This is a genomic window from Niallia taxi (genome assembly GCF_032818155.1).
GTDB classification, from domain to species: domain Bacteria; phylum Bacillota; class Bacilli; order Bacillales; family Cytobacillaceae; genus Niallia; species Niallia taxi_A.
The window spans coordinates 2243993-2269741 of the sequence record NZ_CP102589.1; the positions used below are offsets into that span (position 1 = coordinate 2243993).

Annotated in this window: 23 protein-coding genes; 14 read left to right on the top strand and 9 right to left on the bottom strand. The window is 37.9% G+C overall.

Annotation, left to right across the window (positions count from 1 at the left end; translation table 11 throughout):
- Window positions 1-73 precede the first annotated feature (73 nt).
- The 3 genes from NQZ71_RS11145 (at window position 74) to NQZ71_RS11155 (ending at window position 2778) form a co-directional block, all read left to right on the top strand.
- On the top strand, window positions 74-1204 hold the full coding sequence (locus NQZ71_RS11145; RefSeq protein WP_144455599.1) for a metallophosphoesterase: 1131 nt from the start codon (window positions 74-76) through the stop codon (window positions 1202-1204).
- A gap of 76 nt (window positions 1205-1280) precedes the next feature.
- On the top strand, window positions 1281-2285 hold the full coding sequence (locus NQZ71_RS11150; RefSeq protein WP_317010615.1) for an LLM class flavin-dependent oxidoreductase: 1005 nt from the start codon (window positions 1281-1283) through the stop codon (window positions 2283-2285).
- An 85-nt stretch (window positions 2286-2370) separates the two neighbouring features.
- Window positions 2371-2778, top strand: coding sequence for a hypothetical protein (locus NQZ71_RS11155; protein ID WP_144455603.1), 408 nt, complete (start codon window positions 2371-2373; stop codon window positions 2776-2778).
- A gap of 37 nt (window positions 2779-2815) precedes the next feature.
- Here the strand turns inward: NQZ71_RS11155 and NQZ71_RS11160 are convergent, their stop codons facing one another.
- Both NQZ71_RS11160 and NQZ71_RS11165 read right to left on the bottom strand, forming a co-directional pair.
- The gene (locus tag NQZ71_RS11160) at window positions 2816-3793 is read right to left on the bottom strand and encodes a cation diffusion facilitator family transporter (RefSeq protein ID WP_260053955.1); all 978 of its coding nucleotides are present in this window, start codon (window positions 3791-3793) and stop codon (window positions 2816-2818) included.
- A 237-nt stretch (window positions 3794-4030) separates the two neighbouring features.
- A complete protein-coding gene (locus tag NQZ71_RS11165) occupies window positions 4031-4198 on the bottom strand; it encodes a hypothetical protein (protein ID WP_164849796.1) in 168 nt (55 codons plus the stop codon).
- Window positions 4199-4459: 261 nt separating this feature from the next.
- Between NQZ71_RS11165 and NQZ71_RS11170 the strand changes: the two genes are divergently transcribed.
- On the top strand, window positions 4460-6103 hold the full coding sequence (locus tag NQZ71_RS11170; protein WP_317010616.1) for a copper resistance protein CopC: 1644 nt from the start codon (window positions 4460-4462) through the stop codon (window positions 6101-6103).
- A gap of 128 nt (window positions 6104-6231) precedes the next feature.
- On the opposite strand, the gene NQZ71_RS11175 is transcribed toward NQZ71_RS11170, so the two are convergent.
- Complete coding sequence (locus NQZ71_RS11175; protein WP_260053953.1) at window positions 6232-6801, bottom strand: biotin transporter BioY; 570 nt, start codon at window positions 6799-6801, stop codon at window positions 6232-6234.
- A gap of 175 nt (window positions 6802-6976) precedes the next feature.
- Between NQZ71_RS11175 and NQZ71_RS11180 the strand changes: the two genes are divergently transcribed.
- The gene (locus NQZ71_RS11180) at window positions 6977-7309 is read left to right on the top strand and encodes a YqzG/YhdC family protein (RefSeq protein WP_260053952.1); all 333 of its coding nucleotides are present in this window, start codon (window positions 6977-6979) and stop codon (window positions 7307-7309) included.
- 52 nt (window positions 7310-7361) lie between these two features.
- Here NQZ71_RS11180 and NQZ71_RS11185 read toward each other — a convergent pair whose 3' ends face one another.
- The 3 genes from NQZ71_RS11185 to NQZ71_RS11195 form a co-directional block, all read right to left on the bottom strand.
- Window positions 7362-8717: a 6-phospho-alpha-glucosidase gene (locus NQZ71_RS11185; RefSeq protein WP_144455609.1), complete on the bottom strand. Its 1356-nt coding sequence runs from the start codon at window positions 8715-8717 to the stop codon at window positions 7362-7364.
- 1 nt (window position 8718) lies between these two features.
- Window positions 8719-10284 carry a PTS transporter subunit EIIC gene (locus NQZ71_RS11190; RefSeq protein WP_144455611.1) on the bottom strand — a complete coding sequence of 522 codons (1566 nt, stop codon included), beginning with the start codon at window positions 10282-10284 and terminating at the stop codon, window positions 8719-8721.
- 135 nt (window positions 10285-10419) lie between these two features.
- Window positions 10420-11238, bottom strand: coding sequence for a MurR/RpiR family transcriptional regulator (locus NQZ71_RS11195; protein WP_260053950.1), 819 nt, complete (start codon window positions 11236-11238; stop codon window positions 10420-10422).
- A gap of 255 nt (window positions 11239-11493) precedes the next feature.
- Between NQZ71_RS11195 and NQZ71_RS11200 the strand changes: the two genes are divergently transcribed.
- From NQZ71_RS11200 to NQZ71_RS11220, 5 genes are all read left to right on the top strand, one after another.
- On the top strand, window positions 11494-12543 hold the full coding sequence (locus NQZ71_RS11200) for an LLM class flavin-dependent oxidoreductase (RefSeq protein WP_144455952.1): 1050 nt from the start codon (window positions 11494-11496) through the stop codon (window positions 12541-12543).
- 216 nt (window positions 12544-12759) lie between these two features.
- The gene (locus NQZ71_RS11205) at window positions 12760-13503 is read left to right on the top strand and encodes a (Fe-S)-binding protein (protein ID WP_317010617.1); all 744 of its coding nucleotides are present in this window, start codon (window positions 12760-12762) and stop codon (window positions 13501-13503) included.
- Window positions 13484-14911: a LutB/LldF family L-lactate oxidation iron-sulfur protein gene (locus NQZ71_RS11210; RefSeq protein ID WP_144455617.1), complete on the top strand. Its 1428-nt coding sequence runs from the start codon at window positions 13484-13486 to the stop codon at window positions 14909-14911. Before NQZ71_RS11205 ends, NQZ71_RS11210 begins: the two co-directional genes overlap by 20 nt.
- A gap of 1 nt (window position 14912) precedes the next feature.
- On the top strand, window positions 14913-15629 hold the full coding sequence (locus NQZ71_RS11215; RefSeq protein ID WP_144455619.1) for a LutC/YkgG family protein: 717 nt from the start codon (window positions 14913-14915) through the stop codon (window positions 15627-15629).
- 110 nt (window positions 15630-15739) lie between these two features.
- Entirely contained in the window at window positions 15740-17809 is a 2070-nt protein-coding gene (locus tag NQZ71_RS11220) for a bifunctional aldolase/short-chain dehydrogenase (RefSeq protein WP_394374106.1), read from the top strand.
- A 124-nt stretch (window positions 17810-17933) separates the two neighbouring features.
- Here the strand turns inward: NQZ71_RS11220 and NQZ71_RS11225 are convergent, their stop codons facing one another.
- A complete protein-coding gene (locus NQZ71_RS11225) occupies window positions 17934-18158 on the bottom strand; it encodes a cyclase (protein WP_144455623.1) in 225 nt (74 codons plus the stop codon).
- A gap of 278 nt (window positions 18159-18436) precedes the next feature.
- Here NQZ71_RS11225 and NQZ71_RS11230 point away from each other — a divergent pair, with 278 nt between their 5' ends.
- From NQZ71_RS11230 to NQZ71_RS11240, 3 genes are all read left to right on the top strand, one after another.
- Window positions 18437-18853, top strand: a complete 417-nt coding sequence (locus NQZ71_RS11230; protein ID WP_144455625.1) for a hypothetical protein — start codon at window positions 18437-18439, stop codon at window positions 18851-18853.
- Between the two features lie 865 nt (window positions 18854-19718).
- Window positions 19719-20159 carry an SRPBCC family protein gene (locus tag NQZ71_RS11235; RefSeq protein WP_275007692.1) on the top strand — a complete coding sequence of 147 codons (441 nt, stop codon included), beginning with the start codon at window positions 19719-19721 and terminating at the stop codon, window positions 20157-20159.
- Window positions 20160-20692: 533 nt separating this feature from the next.
- On the top strand, window positions 20693-21625 hold the full coding sequence (locus NQZ71_RS11240; RefSeq protein ID WP_275007691.1) for a DNA/RNA non-specific endonuclease: 933 nt from the start codon (window positions 20693-20695) through the stop codon (window positions 21623-21625).
- Between the two features lie 1120 nt (window positions 21626-22745).
- Here the strand turns inward: NQZ71_RS11240 and NQZ71_RS11245 are convergent.
- Window positions 22746-23369 carry a DUF1796 family putative cysteine peptidase gene (locus NQZ71_RS11245; protein WP_317010619.1) on the bottom strand — a complete coding sequence of 208 codons (624 nt, stop codon included), beginning with the start codon at window positions 23367-23369 and terminating at the stop codon, window positions 22746-22748.
- Window positions 23370-23983: 614 nt separating this feature from the next.
- Here NQZ71_RS11245 and NQZ71_RS11250 point away from each other — a divergent pair.
- Window positions 23984-25000, top strand: coding sequence for a quinone oxidoreductase family protein (locus NQZ71_RS11250; protein ID WP_317010620.1), 1017 nt, complete (start codon window positions 23984-23986; stop codon window positions 24998-25000).
- 235 nt (window positions 25001-25235) lie between these two features.
- On the opposite strand, the gene NQZ71_RS11255 is transcribed toward NQZ71_RS11250, so the two are convergent.
- The gene (locus NQZ71_RS11255; RefSeq protein WP_275007688.1) at window positions 25236-25676 is read right to left on the bottom strand and encodes a GNAT family N-acetyltransferase; all 441 of its coding nucleotides are present in this window, start codon (window positions 25674-25676) and stop codon (window positions 25236-25238) included.
- Window positions 25677-25749: the final 73 nt, after the last annotated feature.

Below are 25749 nucleotides of genomic sequence, written 5' to 3' on the forward strand. Positions count from 1 at the left end.
AGGGTAGGTTTTGGCATTTTGGAGAAGAATAAAGGCATTACCCCATGCTTGGGAGCTCCGAGGTGAAGAACTCGTGAAAATACGATACATACTGTTAGCTTTGCTGCTAATGTTTTTCCCATATAAAATAGCAGAAGCAGAGGAATTACAAAATCCAACAAAAGCTAAACTGAAAATATTAGAAACGACAGATATCCATGCGAATATTTTAGATTATGATTATAAAAACCAAAAACGCACAATTGATTTTGGTCTAAGCAGAACGGCATCGCTTATTCAAAAAATTAGATCACAATCGGAAAATACCCTTTTATTCGATGTTGGCGATGTAATAAAAGGTAATGCACTCGCAGAATTTATTGCCAAAAGCAATCTTCTAAATCTTACAGATATACACCCTGCATATAAGACAATGAATTTATTGGAGTATGATGCAGCGACAGTTGGAAATCACGAATTTAATTATGGAATCGATTTTCTTATGAAAAGTTTAACTGGCGCTGATTTTCCCATTGTAAATGCAAATATTTATATGGATGATCATAATAATATGGAGGAAGATGATCTGCATTTTTTTAATCCGTATGTCATTTTGCCTCAAACTATTCGAACAGAGGAAGGAAAAGAGGAGACATTAAATGTTGGTGTGATTGGCTTGCTCACACCGATTGCAGCAGAATGGGACAAGGAATACTTTAAAGGGAACTTAATTATAAAGAATATGAGTGAAACAGCAGCTGAGCTAGTTCCGAAAATGAAAAAAGAGGGTGCTGATCTTATCATTGCCCTTGTACATGCAGGACTGCAATCAGATGGAGCTCTTAAGGAAAAGCAGGGGAATAATGTAGTCGATGTGAGTATGGTGGAAGGGATTGATGTCCTATTATTTGGACATTCCCATGGACTGTTTCCAAAAAATGGTGAAAAGAATACAGATGTCATTAACCATCAGGCCGGAACGATAAATGGAAAGCCAACCGTTCAAGCAGGCTTTTGGGGAAATCATCTTGGAATTATTGATTTAACGATGGAAAAAAGAGCAGGTGAATGGAAGATAACAGCATCCAAATCACAGGCAAAACCAATTATCCGAATCATTAATGATAAGAAGGTGCCAGTTGTTTCACCATACCAGCCGATTGAGTACTTAATGAAGCCTTATCATGAGCAAACATTGGAGTATATTAAAAGCTTAAAGGAATAGCTGTAAGCAGGATAATTGCTTCTAGGACAGTAATCATTCTATAGTAATATAGAGAACAAAAGGAGGTCAGAAAAAAATGTCGAAAACATTAAAAAATGCTAAGTTTTCTGTCCTTGATTTATCGCCAATTATAGAAGGAAGTACAGCGGGTGCTGCTTTTAAAAATTCATTAGATTTAGCACAGCATGCGGAAAAATGGGGATATAATCGGTATTGGGTTGCAGAACATCACAGCATGCCAGGCATTGCCAGCAGTGCTACATCTGTGCTGATTGGATATATTGCAGGAGGTACGAACAAAATTCGTGTCGGGTCTGGTGGAATCATGCTGCCAAACCATGCACCGTTGGTTATTGCCGAACAGTTTGGGACATTAGAGTCTTTGTATCCAAACAGAATTGATTTAGGGCTTGGACGTGCCCCGGGAAGTGACCAGTTAACGGCAAATGCATTGCGCAGGGGCGGAAAACGGGACGGAAGTGACTTTCCGGAAATGCTAGAGGACTTACGCCAATTTTTAAGGCCTTATGAGCAAACAGGCTTGCCTGTTCGTGCTATTCCTGGGGAAGGCTTGAACATTCCAATATGGCTGCTAGGATCAAGTGGATTCAGTGCAAAACTGGCAGCAGAGCTTGGTTTGCCATTTGCGTTTGCAAGCCACTTTTCATCAGATTACACTATCCCAGCATTACAAACCTACCACCAGAATTTTAAACCATCAAAAGTGCTCGAAAAGCCTTATGTTATGGTTGGGGCAAACATAATCATTTCTGAAACAGAGGAAAAAGCCCAATATTTAGCTACATCCTCACAGCAACAATTTTTAAGCTTAATAAGAGGCAGACCAACGCAAATGAAGCCGCCTGTTGAAAACATGGATGAAATCTGGAGTCCATATGAGCGGTCCGTTGTTCAACAACAGCTTAAATCCTCTATTATTGGTACACAGGAAATAGTTGCCGCAAAGCTCGAGGCGTTTTTGAAGGAGACGCAAGCAGATGAAGTTATCGTAAACACAGCTTTATATAGCCATCAAGAAAGACTTGAATCCTTTAAGCTTCTTAAGGAAATTGTTATGTAGTTTTCCTTATTCTTAGGTTATCACTTGACTATATGCCCAAATATGATTTATCTTTCTTACATGTGCTATACATGGAGGTTTTTTTTTGAAAACGACAATGATCTTAAAAAATGCTGATAAAATCAATCAATTATTACAAGATATAGTAAAAGAGTCTTATGAAGAAATCAGAGGGGAAGAAGTATTACTTTGTATGGAATGCTGTGATGTTGATTTATTCGTGACAGTTGATTCACATGAAGAGCTTACTGATGCCATTAAGGAAAACTTTGAGCTAGATGAATTTGACGAAGTGCTTGATAAAGATCAATATATTCAATTATTGAAAGAACTGGACGAGTATTATGTCGAGCTCCATATTCAATCAGGCTTTTACGATTACTTTCCAGCAGGAACCTATACTGTTAACGGTCAGGAAGAAGAAACGGAAACAGATATATTAGCGCCAAAAGGGATTTTTTACGCACCCTTTGAAGAAGCTGTTAAAGAATAATGTGCAAAAGAGGAAAGGGGGCTGCCTTTCCTCTTCTTTATGGTGTTTTTATCTCATTACTTGGCTCTTTCCACTTTAAAATGCCATCGTCCTTGTCATATTCAATAATGACGTCAGAAACACCTTTTTCCTCCAAAATTTGATCCTCAATGCGATGCCTAATAAGATCCGCTTGTGCGACAGTTAGTTTGCTGTCTAATTCAATACTTAATTCAACATGAAAGTTTTCGCCTTCTTTATAGACAGAAATGTCCTGAATATCGCGTACATCTGGATCTGCCATAGCGATAATGCCGATTCTTCCTTCCATTTCCGCATCACTTTCACCGATAGCACCAGCAGCATTATCCAAAAATACTCTTCCGACAACGAAAAACATAAATATTCCGATGATTATGGAAGCGAGACCCTCGGCTTGATGGAATGGAGTATATTGAGCAATGATGACAGCAAGCATTGCGAGAAGACCGCCGCCTGTTGCTACGATGTCCTCCAGAAAGACTAATTTTGTGGCGGGATTTGCTTTCTTCAAATAAAGGAAGCTGTTCTTAAAAAGGCTTAAGCCTCGAGACGGGACACCCTCATCTTTTACGATTTCCTTCATCGCTTTCATAAGCACAAAAAATTCCAGTACAACAGCAAGAGCAAGTACTGCGATATTTAAATAAAATCCAGTCGATTCAGTTGGATGAAATAAGTGGTCAATTCCTTCTCGGATTGTCTCATAGGACATAATTCCAACAATAAGAACAGCAAATAACAAAACTAGATTAACAAGTCTGCCAAAGCCGCCAGGAAATCGTTTTGTTGGTGCCTTTTTGCTTAAAGCGGAACCGATAAAGACAAAAAATTGATTAGCCGCATCACCAAGTGAATGCATTGTTTCAGCAAACATCGCTACATTTCCCGTTATCCCGAATGCTGTTCCTTTTATTGCCGCAATCAGCGTATTAATTACCGTTGCATAAAGTGCTGATTTATTCCCATTCTTTAGCAACGCAAAAAAATCTTTCATCCTTAAACCCTCTTCCTATCGTAAATAAACAGTTTTTAAATTCTCGCTCATTTTTAAAGGATATAAATTACATCATTCCCATTTATTAAAATTACATGCAAAGGAGAGCTTGATTGTACATATAACTAAAAAGAAGTCTGTCAAATTACGACAGACTAATTTAGATTATGTAAGTTAATTCTTGGAAGCTTTAAGATTTCTGTTTTAGAACATTAAACAAAAACGAAAACCCGCACATTAGTTCGCTTTTTCAACGGCAGTGTTCCAGTCGGGAAAATAATGAAGAGCATGCCTCATTAAATCAGGGTGGTTTGTTTTAATTTTCTTTTTGTTTAATTGGTCTCCCTTAGAACGCAAACCTTGGATTGCAGCGATAACTTGATCTGCACTCATTGTTACTTCCATTAACTTACCTCCTTAAGTAGATTATCAACATTATTGCCAGTTTTGTTTTCTTTAAACATGGCGATTTTTATTTCCTCGGAAACCGCAAAATATGCTAGGATAGAGCATCATTTGACAAAAGTTAAATTACTTTAGTGTTTACTTATGTCTAGCAATAAAGCGGTCTTTTTGTTTGTCGCAGCGTATAGCAAACTATATAATAGAAAATAAGTGCAAAATAGCACATAGATGTATTCGCGTTAAGGGAGTGTATGGACTAATATGAAACTTAAGTTTTTTTCTGGTGTATTTCTAGTAATGATGCTGTTATTCACCATAAATATTTCGAATGCTTCTGCACATGCCTATATCGTCAATTCAAGTCCGAGTGAGAATGAAAGCTTGGATGATTCACCAACAAAAGCGACGATTGAGTATAACGAAAAAATTCAATCGGGATTTGCTGTTTTAAATGTAACGAATTCTGCTGGTGAAAAGGTTGATGAAGGCAATGTGATAGTGGAGGGTAAAACAATCTCCGTTGATTTGAAAGCCAATTTAAAGAATGATGTTTATACAATGGAATGGCGTGTTGTCTCTGCTGATGGGCATTCGATAACAGGATTAGTTCCATTTAGTATTGGCGAGCTGCCAGAGGGTGTTGTGCTTCCGCAAGAGCAATATACAGCAGACAAAAGCAGTATGGTAAGTGTCTCCATAAATAAAGTCCTACTATACAGTGGTTTTTCCCTTTATATGGGTCTGGTTTTATTTTATCTTGTTTGGTTTAGGCCAAATGGATTGGAGCCTAAGATTGCAGGAAGAACGAAAAGGTACGCAGTTGTTGCATTAACCTTAATAGGATTAGGGTTATTATCCTTTATCGTTATCCAAACGCAAGTAAATGCAGGTGTATCCTTCTTCCAGGCATTAAAACCTTCCTTGCTTCTTGAAACACTGCAAAGCACAAAAGAAGGAACAATTTGGTCCATTCAGATGGTACTTTTCTTACTATTAGTGCTAGCACAAGTATTAATATTCAAAAAAGGAGCACTATTAAAGAAAATAATGTGGATTTTGCCGCTCATCAGCTTTGTTGGCATTCTCCTTTGCAAAGCTTTCATTGGTCATCCATCAAGTTCACCATATGAAAATGTGGCAATCATCATGAACTTTTTCCATTTGACGGCAGCTTCCATTTGGCTTGGTGGCATTATTGTGATTATTTTCCTTCTAAAAGAAGGGATTTTTGCTAAAGAGGGCGAGCAGCATGATATTTACTGGAACACATTGCAGTCCTATTCCATGTGGGCACTGTTTACTGTTGCAGTCCTTGCGATTTCCGGTGCTGTTAACGGATCCTTGCTGATACCTGACTTCCATTCCTTAGTTAGCACAGCTTACGGAATCACATTACTTGTGAAAGTCGGTATTTTTGCCTTAATGATTGGCTTTGGCGCATATCATCTTGTAAGCAGAACAATGCTTTCAAGGCAAAAATTCTATAAAAAAACAATTAAGATAGAAATGGTACTTGGCGTGCTTCTGCTAATGGTGACAAGCGTCTTTACACAGCTGCAAACACCGACCTTGCCGATAGATAAACCTTTTTACAGTGAAGCAGAGATTTCTTATAATGAAAATTTAAGTCTTGCTGTTTCACCAAAGAAAACCGGTATCCAAAATCAATATGAAGTTAATTTATTTGATAATGACAGAGATCCTTTAAAGGATCCTGAACAAATCACGATTGAATTAAAGCAAGGAGACCAGCAAACCTCCTTTACCCTTGAAAAGGCAGGGGAAGGAAAATACACTGCTGAAAATCTCCAGCTCAATAGCCCAGGAAAATGGGAAGCAACCGTTCATTTGTTATTTAAAGATCTCGACAGCTACGATATCCCATTTGAATTTAACGTAAGATAAATATGGGGAATTATTATTTCTTGGGAAACCGCAAGATGTGACAAGTTTTTTATAAACAAGTCGTTTTTAGAGAAAACATGTCGAAGATTAACAAAGGCCGTGCATGTATGCATGGCCTTTGTTGTGTATTATATTCGTAAGCTGCTTTTTTTGAAATAGGAATTGTTTAATCTGTTTGCAAGTACACCAGCGAAGGCTGTGAAAATAAGATCCTTAACTAATGGAAGCATCATCCAGCCCCAAACAATTTCATAGGAAAAGCTTTCAGGAGCTTGTGCCCATAGCTTATACGAAAAAAACATCCAGTTAGTACCGATTACATAATTAATCGCTAATCCGACATAACTGCTAAAAATAAATGCAGGCAAGGAGCTGTTTCGTTCACGGATAGCACCTACTGTATAAGCAAGCAAAATATAGCTGAGAATAAAACCGAATGTTGGGCTTATCAGGATTCTTAAACCACCGCTAAGTCCAGAGAAAATAGGGAAGCCAGCAAGGCCAATTAACATATAGGAAATCATCGCAATCATGCCAAGCCTTTTACCTAACAACAAACCAGCCATAATGGCGAAAAAGGTTTGCAGAGTAATTGGTACACCTGCAATTATTAAGAAGTTTGTTACATTAGCACCAATTGTCATTAACGCTACAAATAAAGCTACCATTGTAATATCAATTGCTCTCCATTTCTTCATGTCAAAAATCCATCCTTTATAAATATGTATTATAACTAAAATTTACTATATAAGGTGTTGGAATATATGTCAACCAAATTTTATTTTTAGTTAACTTATTTCTTTGAATTGATTTACATAAAAAAACATAGATTGCGAATAATAGAAGCAAACAGCAGTAGAAAGGAGAGTTAAGATGCGAAAGTCGGTACTAAGTATAGTAAGCATAACTTTACTCAGCTTTTTGTTTGCAATGACCACGTCAGCAGCACCAAGTGGTGATAAAGGACTGCCCTCCTATGTTAAATGGGGTCAAATAGCAGTGACGAAAACAAAGGAAAAATATCCAAACAGTGAGATTGTTGACTATAAGCATATCGGGAAGGACGAGGAAAAAAACACTTCCACAGAAAAGTTCAAGCTCATTGTGAAGGAAAAGGACAAAGAAGTGGGCGTTATGGTTAATCTTACTTTTGATACGAGAACAGAAAGATTGTTGAATATTGATTGGAAAGAAGCAAAACCATGATGTTTAGCAAAAAAACTCCGCTAAAATAATAGCGGAGTTTTTCTATTTGAGGTTAAACAAGTGAACCTTCTTTATATTCTTTTTTCAAAGTTGGCCAAAAATCTTTATTTGCTGCAATTAAATCATCTAAGACAGCTTTAGCTACTTTGGCAGATGGTAGTGTTTTGTTCAGTGTAAAGGCTTGGAGCGCTTTTTCATAAGAACCTTCAATGATCGCCTCGACAAGAATTTTTTCAGAAGCAAGCTGCTGTTCAATCATTGCTTTGTAGAAGTAAGGAATATCTCCGACAAATTCTGGTTTAGGTCCGTCTGCTGTAATGAAAGCAGGAACTTCAATCATAGCGTCTGCAGGCAGATTTGGGATCGTCCCGTTATTTTCTGTCATCACTACATAGCGTTTGCCAAGGTTTTGAGCTATCGACACTGTAACATCGACAATAAAGGTTCCATGTACTCCTACAGCGAAGGAGTCTTCCAATATACCAGTCTCTTCAAACTTCTCTACTGTTTCAAACAGAGTTTTTTCTCTGCCATCCATCACTTCATTTGCACGTGTATAATCTTTGTTGGATGTTTCTACAATATGATCTGGGAACAGGTAATATTGTAGATATGGATTTGGCAAGTATTCAGGGAAATGATCCATAATCAGCTTAATGTTTTTAAATGTTTTAATCCAAGAGGAATCTGCATGGCGATAGTCAATTTTAGAAACATCCTCTGTCAGCAAGCCGTGCTTATAAACATGCTCCCTTACTTCAGCAAGTCGATCAATCCCGTTAACCTCAAGTCGTGTGAACCAGCCAAAATGGTTTAGTCCGAAATAGTCAACGACAAGCTCGTCTCTTTCGACACCGAGTATTGCGGCAATATTACGCATGGTAGCGACAGGCATGTCACAAATATTTAGCACCCTTGCCTTTGGACGCAGCTTACGGACACCTTCTGCGACTATTGATGCTGGATTAGAATAGTTGACAATCCATGCGGTTTCCTTAGCGTACTGCTCCACATAGTCAATAAGTTCAATCATCGGAGCTATCGTTCTAAGACCATATGCCAATCCGCCAGGACCACATGTTTCTTGGCCAACAACATTGTGAGAGAGAGGGATTTTCTCATCCAGCTCGCGCAATGCATATTTTCCCACCCTCATTTGTGCAAACACGAAGTCGGCATTTTCAAACGCTGTTTGTGGATCTGTCGTATCTGTTACAAGAATAGAATCTGTATACTCAGCGATAACGGCTTTTGCTGCAACAACAACCTTGGATTGTCTTTCACCATCAATATCATAGAAGCGAATTTCAGAGAGCGGCAAATCTTCCAGTCTGTCCATTAAGCTTCGGATAATTCCTGGTGTGTAAGTGCTGCCTCCGCCTGCAACTGCCAATATATATTTTTTCATCTTATATTCCTCCTAATTGTTGGTCTACTTGATCACGAACACTTTTTACATTTAATCCATATACAACTTGCACATTGTTGCCTGATTTAATAATTCCTTTGGAGCCTGTTTCCTTTAAAACCTGTTCATTAACAGCATTTGGATCCTTTAAGATTAACCGCAATCTTGTATAGCAATTGTCTACATTTTCAATATTGTCACTGCCTCCAAGTGCTCCAATAATGGTGGCACCTAATTCAGCAGGAGGGCCGTTCGGAATGACTTTCTGCGCGGCTGTGTTTTCTTGTGAATTTGTTTCTGCAGCTGCTTCATCTTCTCGTCCTGGTGTTTTTAAGTTCAGTTTCAAGATTAAAAAGCGGAAGATAATGAAGTATAACGCTGCCATTAATAAACCGACTACAATGAACATTGGCCAGTTAGACTTCGTTGTCCCAAGTGGGAGATTGTACAGCAGGAAGTCGATAAAGCCATTTGCGCCGATTGCATGTACACCGAATATACTCAGCAGCATCATTCCAGTACCTGTCAGAATCGCATGTACTACAAACAGTAATGGTGCTGTGAATAAAAAGGCGAACTCAAGCGGTTCTGTTACACCTAATAAAAAGGAAGTGAATGCAGCTGGGAAAAGAATAGCCTTTGCCATTTTCTTTTTCTTTTTGTCTGCTGTCACATACATCGCAAGTGCAGCACCCATTAATCCGAACATTTTACTTAAGCCCCGGGCATCCCAGTTAACTGTATCGCTTAATACTTTAATAGCAGGATCAGCCATCTCAGCAAAGTAAATGTTTCTTGCACCGTAAATGATTTCAGAGCCAATATGGGCAACACCGCCAAGCTCTGTATAAAGAAACGGTGTGTAAACAAGATGATGAAGACCTGTCGGAATTAGGATTCTTTCTAAAAATCCATAGACTAGCAGACCAAACACACCAAGATTTTTGATGCCTGTTGCCAATGCAGTAATCCCATTTTGGGCAATTGGCCAAAACTCTGCTGCTAACGCACCTAATATCATTGCGCTTGGAATGGCGAGAATAGCGACAAAGCGATGACCAGAGTAGATGGCAAAAACGCCTTTAAATTCGATGTCACAAAATTTGTTGTGCAAAATACCAACAAGTGCACCGAGCATGATACCAGAGAAAACACCCATTTCAAGAACTTGCACATTCAAAACCATTGCTTGTCCTGAAAGCTGCATAGCCTCAGCAGGTACAATCCGGCCGGCAAGTTCCAACACCTGATGCATCGCATTGATAAAGATAATGAAGGTGACAAGCCCTGTTAAGGCTGCATAGCCTTTATCCTTTTTGGCAAGGCCGATTGGTATTCCAACAGCAAATATTAATGCCAGGTTCTGCAGGATGGAAACGGCAGAAGCAGAAATGAATTTTCCTGTATTTTGAATGATGGGAATTTCGAGAAACGGAACGTATTGAGCTAGATTTCCGTTACCGAAAACATTACCGAAAGCGATAAAAAGTCCGATGATCGGTAATAGCAATATTGGTGCGAACAATGATTTTCCAAAGGCTTGGAGACCATTAACCACTTTTTTCATATATGATCCTCCTTTTTGTGCGAAAGCGTTATCAATTTATAGTTAAAGTATAATGGCGGCTGCCCTCCTTTGAAAGGGGATTCACGCCATCTGTACTTTGTCTTTCAAACATGTAACATGTTACAGAAGAATTAGTTAATATTCTGTTATGATTCCTTTTTTGACAGCCAATGCTAATAGTAGGTCGATAAGCATAAACATATTAGATTCATAAGAAGTTATTTCAAATTCATGCTGCGATTCTATCGTTGGATCAAGCACAGTGAACACAATGTCTGCAGCCTCTGCTGTCGCACTTTTACTGTTTCCTGTGAACAGAATGGTCGTCAAGCCTCTGTCATTTGCTAGCTGAACCTTTTCCAAAACCTTCTGCGTATTCCCAGAGCGGGAAAAGACGATTAGCAGCCGGTATTTTTCAATATTGTTTAAAAATATCGCTCTGCTGTCACTAGTAGAAGAGTTTGATACATAATAGCCGAATAGCTCGAATTTCTTCGAAAGGTAGTTTGCGAATAACGTCGAAAAACCAGCTCCATAAAAATAAATCATGTTATTTTCTTTGATTTTCTGTATAAAACGCTCGATGCTTTGTTCATTTAATGAATCAAACGTTTGTTCAAAATGCTGTTTAAATGTTTCGACAGCCTCAATCAAAGGCTGGTGGATGTCCTCTATGTATTCAGCATCGTCCTCAACAAGCTTCGATGCCTTCAAGTTTAAATGATAAATAAATTCACTATAGCCGCTGAAACCGAGCTTTTTACAAAGGCGTATGATGGTTGTTGTCGATACAAACAGTTCATTTGCAGCAAGCCGGATGCTTAAGGTTTGGTTTTCCAATTTTTTTCTGATAAGAAACAAAAGGATTTCCTTCTCAGTGTTTGTTAAATGCCGTTCACTGGAATAGTCGAAAAAAAGGTGATCGATGCTTTTCACGAAATAATCATTCCTCATTCATGTTTTTTTACATTTATCTTATCAATTGGGGAACATATTAAATAGTCCAATTTAGGTAAAGATAAGGAAGTACCTTCATTATCGTTCGCAAAAGGATAACTTCTTATGAAAACACCCCTTTTACAGTAGAAATTTTACTATTTTTTTAGTGAAAAAATATCTTTAAGTCAAAATAGTTGAATTCATGATATACTATTGTTTATATAGGAAAGAAAATAATTTGCGAAAAAAGTGAAATTTGGAGGCAATATGATGGAAATTGGAATTAGTACATTTGTGGAAACGACACCTGATGTAAATACAGGCAAAACGGCTCCGCATTCTCAAAGAATAAGAGAAGTTGTCGAGGAGATTGTTTTAGCTGATAAGGTAGGTCTTGACATATTTGGTGTTGGTGAGCATCACCGGAAAGATTATGCCGCATCTTCACCAGCTGTTATCCTTGCTGCAGCAGCTTCACAAACAGACAGAATCAGACTGACAAGTGCAGTTACCGTTTTGTCTTCAGCAGATCCTGTCAGAGTTTATCAGGATTTCTCCACACTCGATGGGATTTCAAACGGAAGAGCGGAAATTATGGCAGGCAGAGGTTCATTTATTGAGTCTTTCCCATTGTTCGGCAATGATTTACAAGATTATGATGAGCTTTTTGACGAAAAGCTGGATTTGCTATTGAAGCTGCAGGCTTCTGAAATGGTAACATGGAGCGGGAAGCATCGTCCTTCCATCAATAACAGGGGGATTTATCCTCGCCCTGTTCAAGATCCATTACCAATCTGGATAGGGAGCGGCGGTAACGCTGAATCTGCTGTGCGTGCAGGAATTCTTGGACTTCCGCTTTGTTTAGCGATTATTGGCGGAAGCCCTGTCCAATTCGCACCACTTGTACAGCTGTATAAAAGAGCGGCAGCTCAGGCTGGTCATGATCCTGCCAAGCTTGCTGTTGCATCACATTCGCATGGGTTTGTCGCAGAAACAACAGAAACTGCAGCAGACAAATTCTTCCCATCCACACAACAGGCCATGAATGTTCTTGGCAAGGAAAGAGGCTGGGGCCACTACAGCAGAGCAAGCTTTGATGCAGCAAGAAGCTTTGAAGGTGCTCTATATGTTGGAGATCCTCGTACTGTTGCAGACAAAATTATCCACCTTCGCAAGCATGTAGGTGTTACAAGATTTATGCTGCATGTACCTGTCGGCAGTATGCCGCATGAAGATGTGATGAAAGCAATTGAATTGCTCGGTAAGGAAGTAGCGCCAATCGTGCGCAGCGAAGTCGCAGAATGGGAAAAAACACTATAAGAAAATGTCTAACCTGCAAACAAACTGTTTGCAGGTTTTTTTATATCTAAATTACAGTTAGTTACTAAAACAAACAAAAATAAAGTTATCCAAAAATAAATACAAATAAATATACAGAAAAACAAATAAAAACAGATGAAAAAACAAAATATTGGTAGTATAATAGAAAAAGAATCAAGAAAAGGCTTACAAGAAGAGGTTTTTTAGGAGGTAAATATGAAAGTTTCATTATTTATAACTTGTTTAGCAGATATGTTTTATGCCAATGTTGGCAAAAGTTCTGTAGAGCTATTGGAAAGACTAGGCTGCGAGGTTGATTTTCCAGAGCAGCAAACATGCTGTGGTCAAGTTTCCTATAACAGTGGCTATCATAAAGAAACAAAAGAGGTAGCCAAGCATATGATTAAGACATTTGAGCAGTCAGATTATGTGGTCGCTCCTTCTGGCTCCTGTGTTGCGATGCTCCATGAATATCCCCATCTTTTTATGGAAGAGAGGGCATGGCAAGAAAAGGCCGAGAAGCTTGCGGCCAAATCGTATGAACTGACCCAGTTTATTGTTGACGTGTTAAAAGTCGAGGATGTACAGGCAAGTTTGCCTGCGTGTGCCACATACCATCGCTCCTGCCATATGACAAGGCTGCTTGGAGTTAAGGATGCACCTTTAAAGCTGCTTTCACATGTGGATGGCTTACAGGTTAACAGCTTGCCAAACAGTGAAAACTGCTGCGGTTTCGGAGGAACATTTTCTGTTAAGATGGGACCAATTTCCGAGCAGATGGTTCAAGAAAAGGTCGACTCCATTGAAGCTGCAAATGCAGATGTCCTAATCGGGGCCGATTGCGGCTGCTTGATGAATATTGCCGGCTATATTAATAGACAAAACAAACCAATTAAAGTGATGCATATTGCAGAAGTACTGAATAGTGAGGTGAAAAAGCATGCCGATGAAAATAGGTGATCAGCCATTTTTTGAAAGAGTTAACGATGGATTAGAAGATAACTTTATGAGATCTGCTGTTACATCCGCACAAGAGAGAATGCAAGGAAAGCGCCTTGCTGCTGTTGAAGAATTAGGTGATTGGGAAGAGTGGCGTAAGCTTGGTGAGGAAATCCGCACACACACACTTGATAATCTGGACTATTATTTACAACAACTTAGTGAAAACACAGCGAAACGAGGCGGCCATGTGTTTTTCGCAAAAACGAAAGAGGAAGCAACAGAGTACATCAAAAATGTTGTCGAAAAAAAGCAAGCCAAAAAAATCGTCAAATCAAAGTCAATGGTGACAGAGGAAATCAATTTGAATGAAACGCTTGAATCAGCGGGCTGTGAAGTAATTGAAACAGACTTAGGCGAATATATTCTCCAGCTTGATGATCATGATCCACCCTCCCATATTGTTGTACCTGCACTGCATAAAAATAAAGAACAAATCCGCGACACATTCAAAGAAAAGAAAGGCTATCAAAAAACAGAGGTGCCAGAAGAATTAGCTCTATTTGCAAGAGAACAGCTCAGACAGGAATTCCTTTCAGCTGATTTAGGCATAACAGGCTGCAATTTTGCGGTAGCTGATGCGGGAACAGTTTGCCTTGTCACAAATGAAGGAAATGCAGGCCTAGTTACGGCGCTTCCCAAAACACAAATTACGGTTATGGGAATGGAACGAATTGTGCCTTCGTGGGAGGAGCTCGATGTTCTTGTCAGTCTGCTATGCCGCAGCTCTGTCGGGCAAAAGCTCACAAGCTATATCACTGGATTAACTGGTCCAAAAGAAGCTTTTGATGTGGATGGTCCAGAGGAATTTCACTTGGTGATTGTCGATAATGGAAGATCCAATATTCTTGGAACAGAGTTTCAAAGTGCACTTCATTGTATAAGATGTGCCGCGTGCATTAATGTATGTCCAGTTTATCGTCATATTGGCGGTCATTCATATGGTTCGATTTATCCTGGTCCAATTGGTGCAGTGCTGACACCATTACTAGGCGGTTATGATGACTATAAAGAGCTGCCATATGCCTCTTCTCTATGTGCTGCATGTACAGATGCTTGCCCTGTCAAGATTCCGCTCCATGAATTGCTGATTAAGCACCGCCGGAAAATCGTCGAGGATGAGAAGAAAGCACCAATGGCTGAAAAGCTGGCAATGAAAGGGTATGAGTTTGCCGTAAAGCACCCAAGTGTCTATAAGGCAGGCACAAAGTCAGCACCTGCAGTCTTAAAGCCAATTACAAAGGATAACAGTATTAAAAGCGGTCCAGGACCTGTAAAGCTATGGACAGATACGCGTGATTTGCCAGCCCCAAGCAAACAAAGATTCAGAGATTGGTATAAACAAAAACAACAGCAGGAGGAGCAGTAAAATGGCCGGTAATATTATGAACAGAGATTCATTTTTGGACCATGTCGCACATAAGCTGCAGCGGACGAGAAAAACTGCAACCACAAAACCTGTCTGGAAGCATAAACCACAGTGGAATGTCTTAAAGGACGCAAATCAATATGAGTTGGCTGCAGTGCTGAAAAAACAGTGTGAGGTTATTCATACGCAATTTTTAGAAGTGCAAGCAAACGAGGTAACAGACACAATGGCAAATATCCTGAAAAGTGAACAGCTGAAAACAGTCATTACATATGATGACTCCCGCTTTTTAGAGTATGGCTTTAATGTGGAGATGCGCAAAAAATGGGAAGAGGATGGAATAAGCAGTTATATTTGGGATCATACAAAAACAGCAGAGAATATAGAAGCAGCAGAACAGGCTGATGTCGGTATCACAATTAGTGATATGACGTTAGCGGAATCTGGTACTGTGCTGCTTTTTAGTAATCGCAATAAAGGCAGATCTGTTAGCTTGCTTCCGAAAACATTTATTGCGATTGTACCACAAAGCACGATAGTGCCACGAATGACGCAGGCAGCAACTGCTATTTCTAAGCTAGTTTCAGAGGGACAAGAGATTGCAAGCTGCATTGATTTCATTACAGGACCAAGCAATAGTGCCGATATAGAGCTTAATCTTATTGTCGGTGTCCACGGACCAATTAAAGCCACATATATCCTTGTAAAAGACAAATAAATAAAACTAAATAAAAACAAAAACAAAAATATATACAAAATAAACAAACATAAGTTATAATAAAAACAGAAAAAACAAACATAATTAAAGATAAACGGAGGAAAACAAAAATGGTGAAAAGTTTATGGCAGGAAGAACAGGCAGCAAAATTAGCACAAGGTTTGGATGAGCTAGTATACCGTTCTAATTTAATCGGCACAGACCGTGCTGTCTGCAACTGGGGCGGTGGAAACACTTCTATGAAGACGACAGTTAAGGATTTTAGAGGACGTGATGTAGAAGTGATGTGGGTGAAGGGAAGCGGTTCAGATTTAGCAACGATGAAAGCGCATAACTTCACAGGCTTGAATCTTGACGACATCCGCCCGCTTTTGGAAAAAGCCGAAATGCCTGATGAGGAAATGGTAGAATACTTGTCTCATTGCATGATTGACAGCAAGCATCCTCGTGCATCAATTGAAACATTATTACATGCATTCCTGCCATTTAAACATGTCGATCACACACATCCTGATGCGATTATCAGTCTGTGCTGTGCTGATAATGGCAAGCAAATCGCAGAAGAAATATATGGAAACCGTTTTGTGTGGGTACCGTACATTCGTCCTGGCTTTACATTATCTAAAATGATCGCAGAAGGTGTGAAAAATAATCCCAATGCAGAATTAGTGTTGATGGAGAAGCATGGTCTTGTTGTCTGGGGAGATACAGCAAAGGAAAGCTATGAAAAAACAATTGCGATTATTAATGAAGCAGAGTCCTATATTAATAGGAAGATAGAAACTAATCAAGTATTCGGCAGCGCTAAATATGAAGCCTTAAGCAATGCAGACGCAGAAGAAATTCTTGCGGTAATCATGCCAGTTATTCGCGGTGCTGTCAGTGAAGAGAAAAAGATGCTTTTGACTTACGACAGAGGAGAAGATGTCCTTGAGTTTGTGAACAGTCACGATGCAAAGAGCTTATCACAAGTAGGAGCAGCATGTCCTGATCACTTAGTTCATACGAAGATGGTTCCGCTGTATGTGGAATGGGACCCATCAACAAAAGATATTGCGCTGTTAAAAGAAGAAGTGAAAAAAGGGATTGCTGCATTTAAACAAGCCTATATTGCCTATTTTGACCGAAATAAAAACGAAGGCGACCAAATATTCGAAACAGCTCCGCGTGTTATCTTAATTCCAGGCATCGGAATGATTAATACAGGCAAAAATGTGGCCATGTCCAAAGTTAGCGGTGCCCTTTACCATCGAGCAATTGCAGTAATGAAAGGCGCAACAGCATTAGGAGAATTTGTTTCATTAAATGAAAATGAATCATTTAATGTAGAATACTGGCCATTAGAGCTTTACAAATTGTCACTTGCTCCAAAAGAGGCAGAGTTTTCAAGAAAAGTAGCCTTTGTAACTGGTGGAGCAGGCGGAATCGGCAGCGAGACTTGCAGACTGTTAGCATCAGAAGGCGCACATGTAGTGTTGGCAGACTTGAATTTAGAGGGTGCTGAAAAAATTGCTGCAGAAATAAACGAACTGTATGGGGAAGAGCGTGCGCTTGCAGTTAAGATGGATGTTACAAGTGAACAAGCAGTTCAAGAGGCATACAAAAAAACTGCACTTACTTTCGGCGGTGTCGACATCATTGTCAACAATGCTGGATTAGCGACATCCAGTCCGTTTGATGAAACAACCTTACAAGAGTGGAACTTAAACATGAATGTACTTGGAACAGGCTATTTCCTTGTTGCAAGAGAAGCATTTAAACAGATGAAGGAACAGGCACTTGGCGGAAGCATGGTGTTCATCGGCTCGAAAAACTCTGTTTATGCAGGCAAAAACGCCGCAGCATACAGTGCTGTTAAAGCGATGGAAACACATCTTGCCCGCTGCATCGCAGCAGAAGGCGGAGAATTTGGAATCCGCGTAAACTCTGTCCTGCCAGATGCTGTGCTGCAAGGCTCTGCCATTTGGGGATCAAGATGGCGCGAAGAGAGAGCAGCAGCATACGGCATAGAACCAGACCAATTAGAAGATCATTACCGCAAACGCACAACATTGCTTGTCAACATCTATCCAAAAGACATAGCAGAAGCAATCAGTTACTTCGCTTCCTCAAAAGCAGAGAAAACAACAGGCTGCATGATTACAGTCGACGGCGGAGTACCAGCAGCATTTACTAGATAACAAGTGTGGGAGGACATAAAACATGTCCTCCTCTATTTTATTTTTATTCTAGTCTAACTAAGAGGTTGCTGACAGCGTGCTATTTGCTGGACATGACATGTTAATGGAAGAAGCTGAATTCTTTTTATGGCAGCTGATTCTTATTTCGCTTGTGTTTTTCATTAATTATTTTTTTGTTGAATATCCGGACTTTCCCAACCATTAGCAACCTCATATCTTCTACGATATACTTCGCTAAATCACCATCAGAAATGTCCTCACCATTAATGTCAAGACGGAAACCCTGTCCCTGTATACCTCCGCCATTGGTGAAATCAATTTCAAAGTCGAATTGGACTCTTTTATCCATTTTTTATATCCACCTCAAGTTAGTTTTAGGTCGATACTATGTATATTCATATGTAGTGAAACAATGACCATGTTGCACCAAGTCTTGATTGCGACATAAATAATGTTTCGAAAAGTTTTGCTGTTTTGACGTGATAAAGAATTTACATTTCACAAAGTAAGAAACTTTAATTCACAATATATACAAATTTGTTACAGTCTCTTGATAGTAAAATAAAGGGAGAGGATTTTACTTCCATGTACTCACATAGAATTTACATAGAAAGGAGATGTGAAACGATGAGGAAGAAAAGAAATGGATTTTATAATTGGATTGGTACATTACTATTGCTTGTAGGAATATCTGCCGTGGCTGCGGGCATAGGATTAGTTTTTAAGCCAAATGGTAGCACGTTAGGAATGTCGGTTGAGCTGTTAGCGGACTCTCCATTTCAAAGCTTTTTAATTCCAGGAATTATATTATTCATCATAAATGGGCTTGGCAGTTTCTCTGGTGCCATTTTATCTTTCAAAAGGCATGCTTTATCAGGAATAGTAACGATTGTATTAGGCTTTGCAATGATTATTTGGATTTCCGTACAAATATATTGGATTGGCTGGATGAATTGGATGCAGACATTCTTTTTTCTAGTTGGGATAATAGAGGTTATTTTAGGGACTATTGTTAGGAAAGGTGAAGCAAGGGAACGGTTCTAATGTTCCCGTATTTGTTTTGATAAAATGAGGGATTCCATGATAATTAGGAATCCTTTTCTTATGTCTCAAACGGACAGTTTAGAAAAAATTAAAATAACAACCATTTTTTCCAAGATGGGGTTTCTAATGGTTTCAAAACATAAGGTGTTACAGACACTATTTATGGTACTAACTAGGCAGGTTAGTTCAAAGTAGTTACTTAATTGAAACTTTATAAGACAGATAACGTATAATTATTGTATAGAAATTTTTATGATAGACAGGTGATAAGATGAAAATAATTGATGTAGGGATACTTTGCGCAGTAATAGTAATTTCAGTAATACTGTTTCTACTTCTCCGTGAAAAATTATCCAATAATCTTATAGCTATAATTATTTTGGGATTTGGCTTTATGACTGGGCTCATCAGAATACAAATTTCAAAAAAACCAATGAACATTAATATTTAAATATCGATATACTGTGACTCTTTATAGTCTAAGTCTGTGTTTCTTAGTAACAATCGCGGCAGGATAGTTTCAGTATACATATAAGAAAAGTATTAAAAATACTTATAATTTTAGTTTCAAGGATGTAGCTAATTTGTCAAAAAAATGCTATCGACCGAACGAGGAATGCAGTCGTCTTATTGCTACAAATGCGTCAGAAACATATATTCAACTGCCATTAAAGTAGATTTAAAAGATTAGCCCAGTTTATGAGTTCGTGGAAGTTACGAAAAATTTGATTTTACGAATAATTGGGTGATTAGGAGAAAGAAAGTGTTGTAAAACTAATAGTGTAAGTTTTTGCTTGTTTATGTAATAATTAATTTGTAGAAATCTAAAGTTACAAATTCATACATAGTGAAGGTGGGGATCATAATGGCAACGGGAACGCATAGTGTAGTAGTTCCAGTAGATGTACAAGCAGTTTGGGATTATGTCAGTGATCTTGAAAAATGGGCAACGGCAGTACCAGCCTATAAAGAACATGAAATTTTAAATGACAAGCAATCGGTTTGGACATTTGAAGGTAGTTTGAAAGGTATTAAAAAAACAATACAAGCACAGGTAGATATTACCGAATGGAATGAACCTTCAAATATTAAATTTGATCTAAAAGGTCTATCAGATAATTTTACAGGGAGCGGTCGCTTTACTGCTGAAGATGTTAATGGTAAAACAATGATGACTTGTACGGTGGAAATCCATGCAGGCGGATTATCTGGTGCGGTGTTAACACCAATTATTAAATTGGCTGTTCCAAAAGTAGCATCTCGTTTAACAGAATCTATCGCACGCAAAATTGCCGTATTCTCATAGTTTTGAATGACTGAAAGCCAATTGATTTTGGTGATACCTTCTTAGAAATGACCGATATAATAATATCGAGCTCTACTAGAAAATTATAATTGGCGGAAAGGGGGCTGTCCAAAAAAGGGATGGCCTCTTTTTTTCAGAATCACTGTTCTTATGTTACTAAATTGGCAGGAAGTGTAATAAGGTTTTATGCTAATTTAAAGGTATAATATATTTAAGTTATTTAAGTTCAAATCTATAAATTCCTAATGTGAGTAATTTTTTTATAGCTTCTGTAGGCTTAATTTTCTCACATAGAAAGAACACAATTCTTATGAGAAACATATAGGAATGCTATAACACGGTTAATTGGATCAGAATTATGAAGAATATGCCTTTTTTTTTTTCATATGTACCTGATAATTTAGCCTATTACCAAGGTGAATATGCCAGTTCATACCTATTTGAAAAGTGAATTAGGTGTTTTCGGTATGTTCTAAAATGAATCAGAAATTTTTAGAGCGGCAAATTTGAAATTATTATAGGAGAGTCCTGAATTGAAAAAGAAACTGAACTATTTAATCTTACTTTTAACGACCATCTTTATTGTTGGTTGTAGTAATGTAGAAGATGCATCCATTAAAGAAACAGATTTACAAGAAGTAGCCACAGACAATGCAAATAAAAATAGTGGAAAAGAAGAAACGGTCACAACGGCGACTGATGATACAGTAGAAAAGGAAACATCAACCAAACCTAATAAGGACCTTTTCTCAGATTACAAACTTATTGAAGTTGATGGTGGTGATTTGTCTGGAAATCGTGAATCTAATGTAGTCGTTGACATTGGTTATGGGACCCGTGAATATTGGGCATTTACTAATGAATACGGACAACTAGTTCGTGTCATTGCTGATGAAATTATTTTACAAGATGACAATAACGAACCAGTATTAGCTTCTGGCAGATACTACCCTGATGAGGCAAAGGTTCCTGGTGTAGAAAGTGATGTTTTAGATGAAGGACATATCATTGCTGACTCCCTTGGAGGAGTATCAAATGCATACAATATTACTCCACAAGATAGTACTCTTAACCGGCATGGTGATCAGGCTTATATGGAAGACGCGATTCGTAAGGCAGGTGGAGCCACTAATTTCGAGGCAATTATCACATATCCGGATACGAAAACACAGATTCCATCAAGTTATCAATATACCTATACTTTAATGGGGAAAGAGATTGTTGATAAATTCGATAATGTGAACCCTGATGAAGTAAACGCATCACTTGGTCTAACAGGCAGCGAGTCACGTGATTCAACTAGTTCAAACACAAACGATGATATTTCTAGTGTTGATACAAACGGTAATGGACAGGTGACAATTAAAGAAGCAAAAGAAGCAGGTTACAGTATGCCAATAACGAGGGATCATTGGTTATACCCCTATATGCACGATGCTGATAATGACGGTTTGGTAGGTGAGTAATACCCTAGAACTTTGTGGCAAAATAAAGGAACGATAAAGATTCCTCCTTGAATTGATTTATAACAATTTGAAAATGCGTTACTTAAATGAACAACTGAAAAAAATGTTCATATCATCTATATTTTTTATATAATTATTTTTCACAACCTGGAGCATTAATCCAGAAAGAGGATTAATGCTTTTTTTTGCTTTTGGTACTAGCTTAGTAGAGTAATGCTATTCATAGTCTTTTTAATAAAAAAATACGTATTCTTTTAAACAAATCATATATTGCTTTATATCATTAATAGTTTCAACAGATAAAAAAATAATATATTAGAAAAATTAAAATTTCAGACTTATTATGTTAAAATAAACAGGATTAAATATATATATATACTGAGGTCATCTATGAACAACAAATTACTACATACTTTTTCAATCCTTTTGATAGCTGTGATTGCATTTTTCACAAGAGAAATTGCTACTGTTATGATGCTTTATTTAATATTATTAGCATTATACGGTATACATGGTACATTGCAAAACTTCTATAAAGATTGGAAAAATAAAAATAATTATCCATACTAATTAACGAGTAATATACACCTCCTACTTGCCAACAAGTTTGGAGGTGTTGTTATATCTAAAGAATCATGTACCATTTATATTAAAAGCGAGGCTGGGACAAAACAAAAGATAACCTTCTAAACACGAATAATAAAACTACATCTAAATTTGAAGCTTGTAACTATAAAATTAGTTCGTTTCATTGCGCGCTCGTCCTCTCGCTTTCCGCGGGGTCTAAAGCGTCCTCTATTTCCCTTAGTAGTCGAGTAACCTTCGCTCCATTCCACTAAGCTTTTTAATTATAGTATTAAAACTAAAAACGTAAAAAATGAACTATTTAATTGCTGTTAATTAAATAGTTCGTTTTTTTATGCGTATGCACATACTTATGTCCCAGCCTCCTTCTTTTATATGAATGTTTTCTACTCTTCTATGCAGTGATGCTTTTTGCTGTCCTAGATTACTTAATAAATAAAAGTAAAAGGTGTTACTTTTGTTTGGGTAATATGGAGGATACTACGAAAAACTTCCTAGTTAATGAAATTTCCAGCAGCATATTTTGGAAGGGTATTTAAGCTAAGGTTATCCCTTGAAAAATACTTTCCCACCAACCGTCATTTCCTTCCCAAATGTCTTCATTTGGCAACTCAATAGAACAGACATTATTTATATTCCAATCTACTTCTAGTAATTCATTGACAGATGTATGGTTAACTACAAGGATAGAATATTGATTTTTAACATTTTGAGACAATATTCTTTCTAACTCCGATATGTCCGTTATTGTAGCATTCGTTCTAATAAATAGTAAATGCTGTGAGGCGGTTAGTGTATCGATAAACCGATTGATGCGGATGGAATACTTTTCTTGTACTTGTGGCAAGCTGGGAAGATTAGTTAATGTATTAACATCTGTTTTAAAGTCGTGATTAAAGGATATGTGATTTACGGAATCAACAACAAGGACATCTTCTTCAGATGCGTACTGTGGAACTATTAAATTACTTGCGTTTAAAAAATTAGGAAAATCGGCACTTATTAAAGCGCTTACATTCTTAAGTTTTGGTGTTCCTACCCAATCAAAAGGACCCGCTATTTGCCTTAAGTTAAACTTTCTTAATTTTAAAGCAGGAATACAATTCTCACCCAGACTAAAGATAGCGTCATATTGACCCTTAATTTCTTCTAATTTCATCTGTTTTTCCCCTTACTAAGAAATGTGAATTTTTTAAATAAAAATGGTACAACCTTCTATATTAGATGTTAATTATAAAAAAGGGGGGTGGACGTATGTATTATTTTTAAAAAAAGGGCAATCATTAACCCTCCGTTATTGTAATTAACAGGCTTTCTTTAGGTTAGGAAAGTCCTTTTTTTATGGTACAGAGCTTTGCATGGAATATTGGCTTTTGTTGTGGAATAGTAAAATAATAATAATTTTCAAGATAGGTGGTACCTGGGGGATAGTCAGTATAGAAAAGAACGGTGTGTTCCGTTAGATCAATTAGTTTAACACTCCCTTACATTGTACATCTACACTCCTATTTATCACTTTTTAATAAATTAATTTATTGACTTCGTGTTAATCGAAGGTGATATGTTTAATAGTACGTTGAAGAACTAATTTGTAAATCCTTGCATGAGTAAGGGGAAAAAACTATTAAAAAATATTGACTTCGTGTTACCCGAAGCTTGTATGTTAATAAATGAACGAAGTCTACACACAAAAAGACTTTCGAACGCAATTGCAAAGATAGACACGAAAATTTTATAACTAGAGCTAAAGAAGAAAGGAATGGGTCAATTCATATGAAAGCAATGATATTAAGAGAAGCAAACAAGCTGAAGCTGGAAGAGAAAGAAACACCTAATCCCGGTTCGAAAGAAGTCGTGGTTCAATTACGAGCTGCAGCTCTTAATCGACGAGATTTGATGGTCGTACAAGGGCGGTATCCTGGTATGCAGTTGCCTGCTATTCCCGGCTCCGATGGTGCAGGAGTAGTAATTGCAGTTGGTGATGAAGTTAATAATGTCAGAAACGGGGATGAAGTGATTATCAATCCCGGTCTTAATTGGGGCAATGACAGGAACCAAAAACGAGCTGATTTCTCCATTCTTGGAAATCCTACTGACGGAACCTATGCCCAATATGTGAAGGTGCCAGCAGAAAATGTTTATTCAAAACCTTCCCATTTATCTTGGGAAGAAGCGGCAGCGCTCCCGCTTGCTGGTTTGACCGCCTACCGTGCTCTCGTAACAAAGGGTGGAGTAAAGAAAGGTGAAACCGTGCTGATCCCTGGAGTAGGCGGAGGAGTAGCAACCTTTCTCGTTCAGTTTGCATCCGCACTCGGTGCACATGTTTATGTAACATCCAGCAAAGAAGAAAAAATCGAAAAAGCAAAAAGCTTTGGTGCAACCGGAGGAGTCAACTACACATTAGATAATTGGTCAGAGGAATTGCAGAAATTAACTGGCGGCATTGATCTATCCATCGACAGTATTGGCGGGGAAGTATTTACAACACTGGTGTCAATTGGTAAGATTGGAAGCCGAATCGTTAGCTTCGGAGCGACAAGAGGACCAGTACCAAATCTCCTTTTGCCAAGTATGACTGTAAAAGAAATTTCAGTGATAGGCTCAACAATGGGGAGTTCACAGGATTTTGCTGATATGGTCAAGTTCGTGGAAAAACACGAGATTCGCCCTATTTTGGACAAAACTTTTTCACTGGAGGAAGCAACCGAGGCACTAGTGAGATTGGAAAAGGGAGAAAACCTAGGAAAAATCGTTTTGTCCATTCCACAAGATAAAAGATCCTTCATTTAAAGATAGCTTTCTTAGAGTTAATGAATTAAAATAGGCAAATTACGTTGCTAATTTATCAACGTAATTTGCCTATTAAACTTAAGATTAATTGAAGAATAATTCTTATTATCAATCTATCAATCTGCTAAATACGTGTTCACATGCATTTAATGAGCAAATACTGCTAATTTGGGAGTTGTAAAAGGGAGTTTTTAATGTATGAAAAAGACTTCAATGAAGAAGACTTTTTCATTTTTTATACTTTTTTCAAATATACATAACTAGTTTTATTGTATCCCATTTTTTGCTCATAAAAGCGGTGAGCATCTTTGCGTTGTAATCCGGAAGAGAGAGAGACGATATCAAAACCATTTTCCTTTGACCAATTCTGAACATACTCAATAAGGGCTTCTCCGTATCCTTTTGAACGATAGGAATTATCAGTGACTAAATCGCAAACCCACGTAAACCTGCCATTATACAGAGTTATCATAGGCATAAAGCCTGTTACAGCAATCATCTTACTATTAATAAATAAAGCAGCCATTTTGTAATTTTCCTTTTGCGTTGCTTCCTTAACTAATTCTAGATAACTATCCTCATCTAGCTGAGTTCTTAATTGTTTCATTATGGAGAAGGCTTTAATCCATTCTTGTTCGTTTTCTAATTCTCTAATTTCATATGATTGATGTGTCATGTTCCTAGCCCCTTTATGATTTTTACTAATATTAAAACATAACCTGATATAATCAAAAGTATCAGATTAAGCA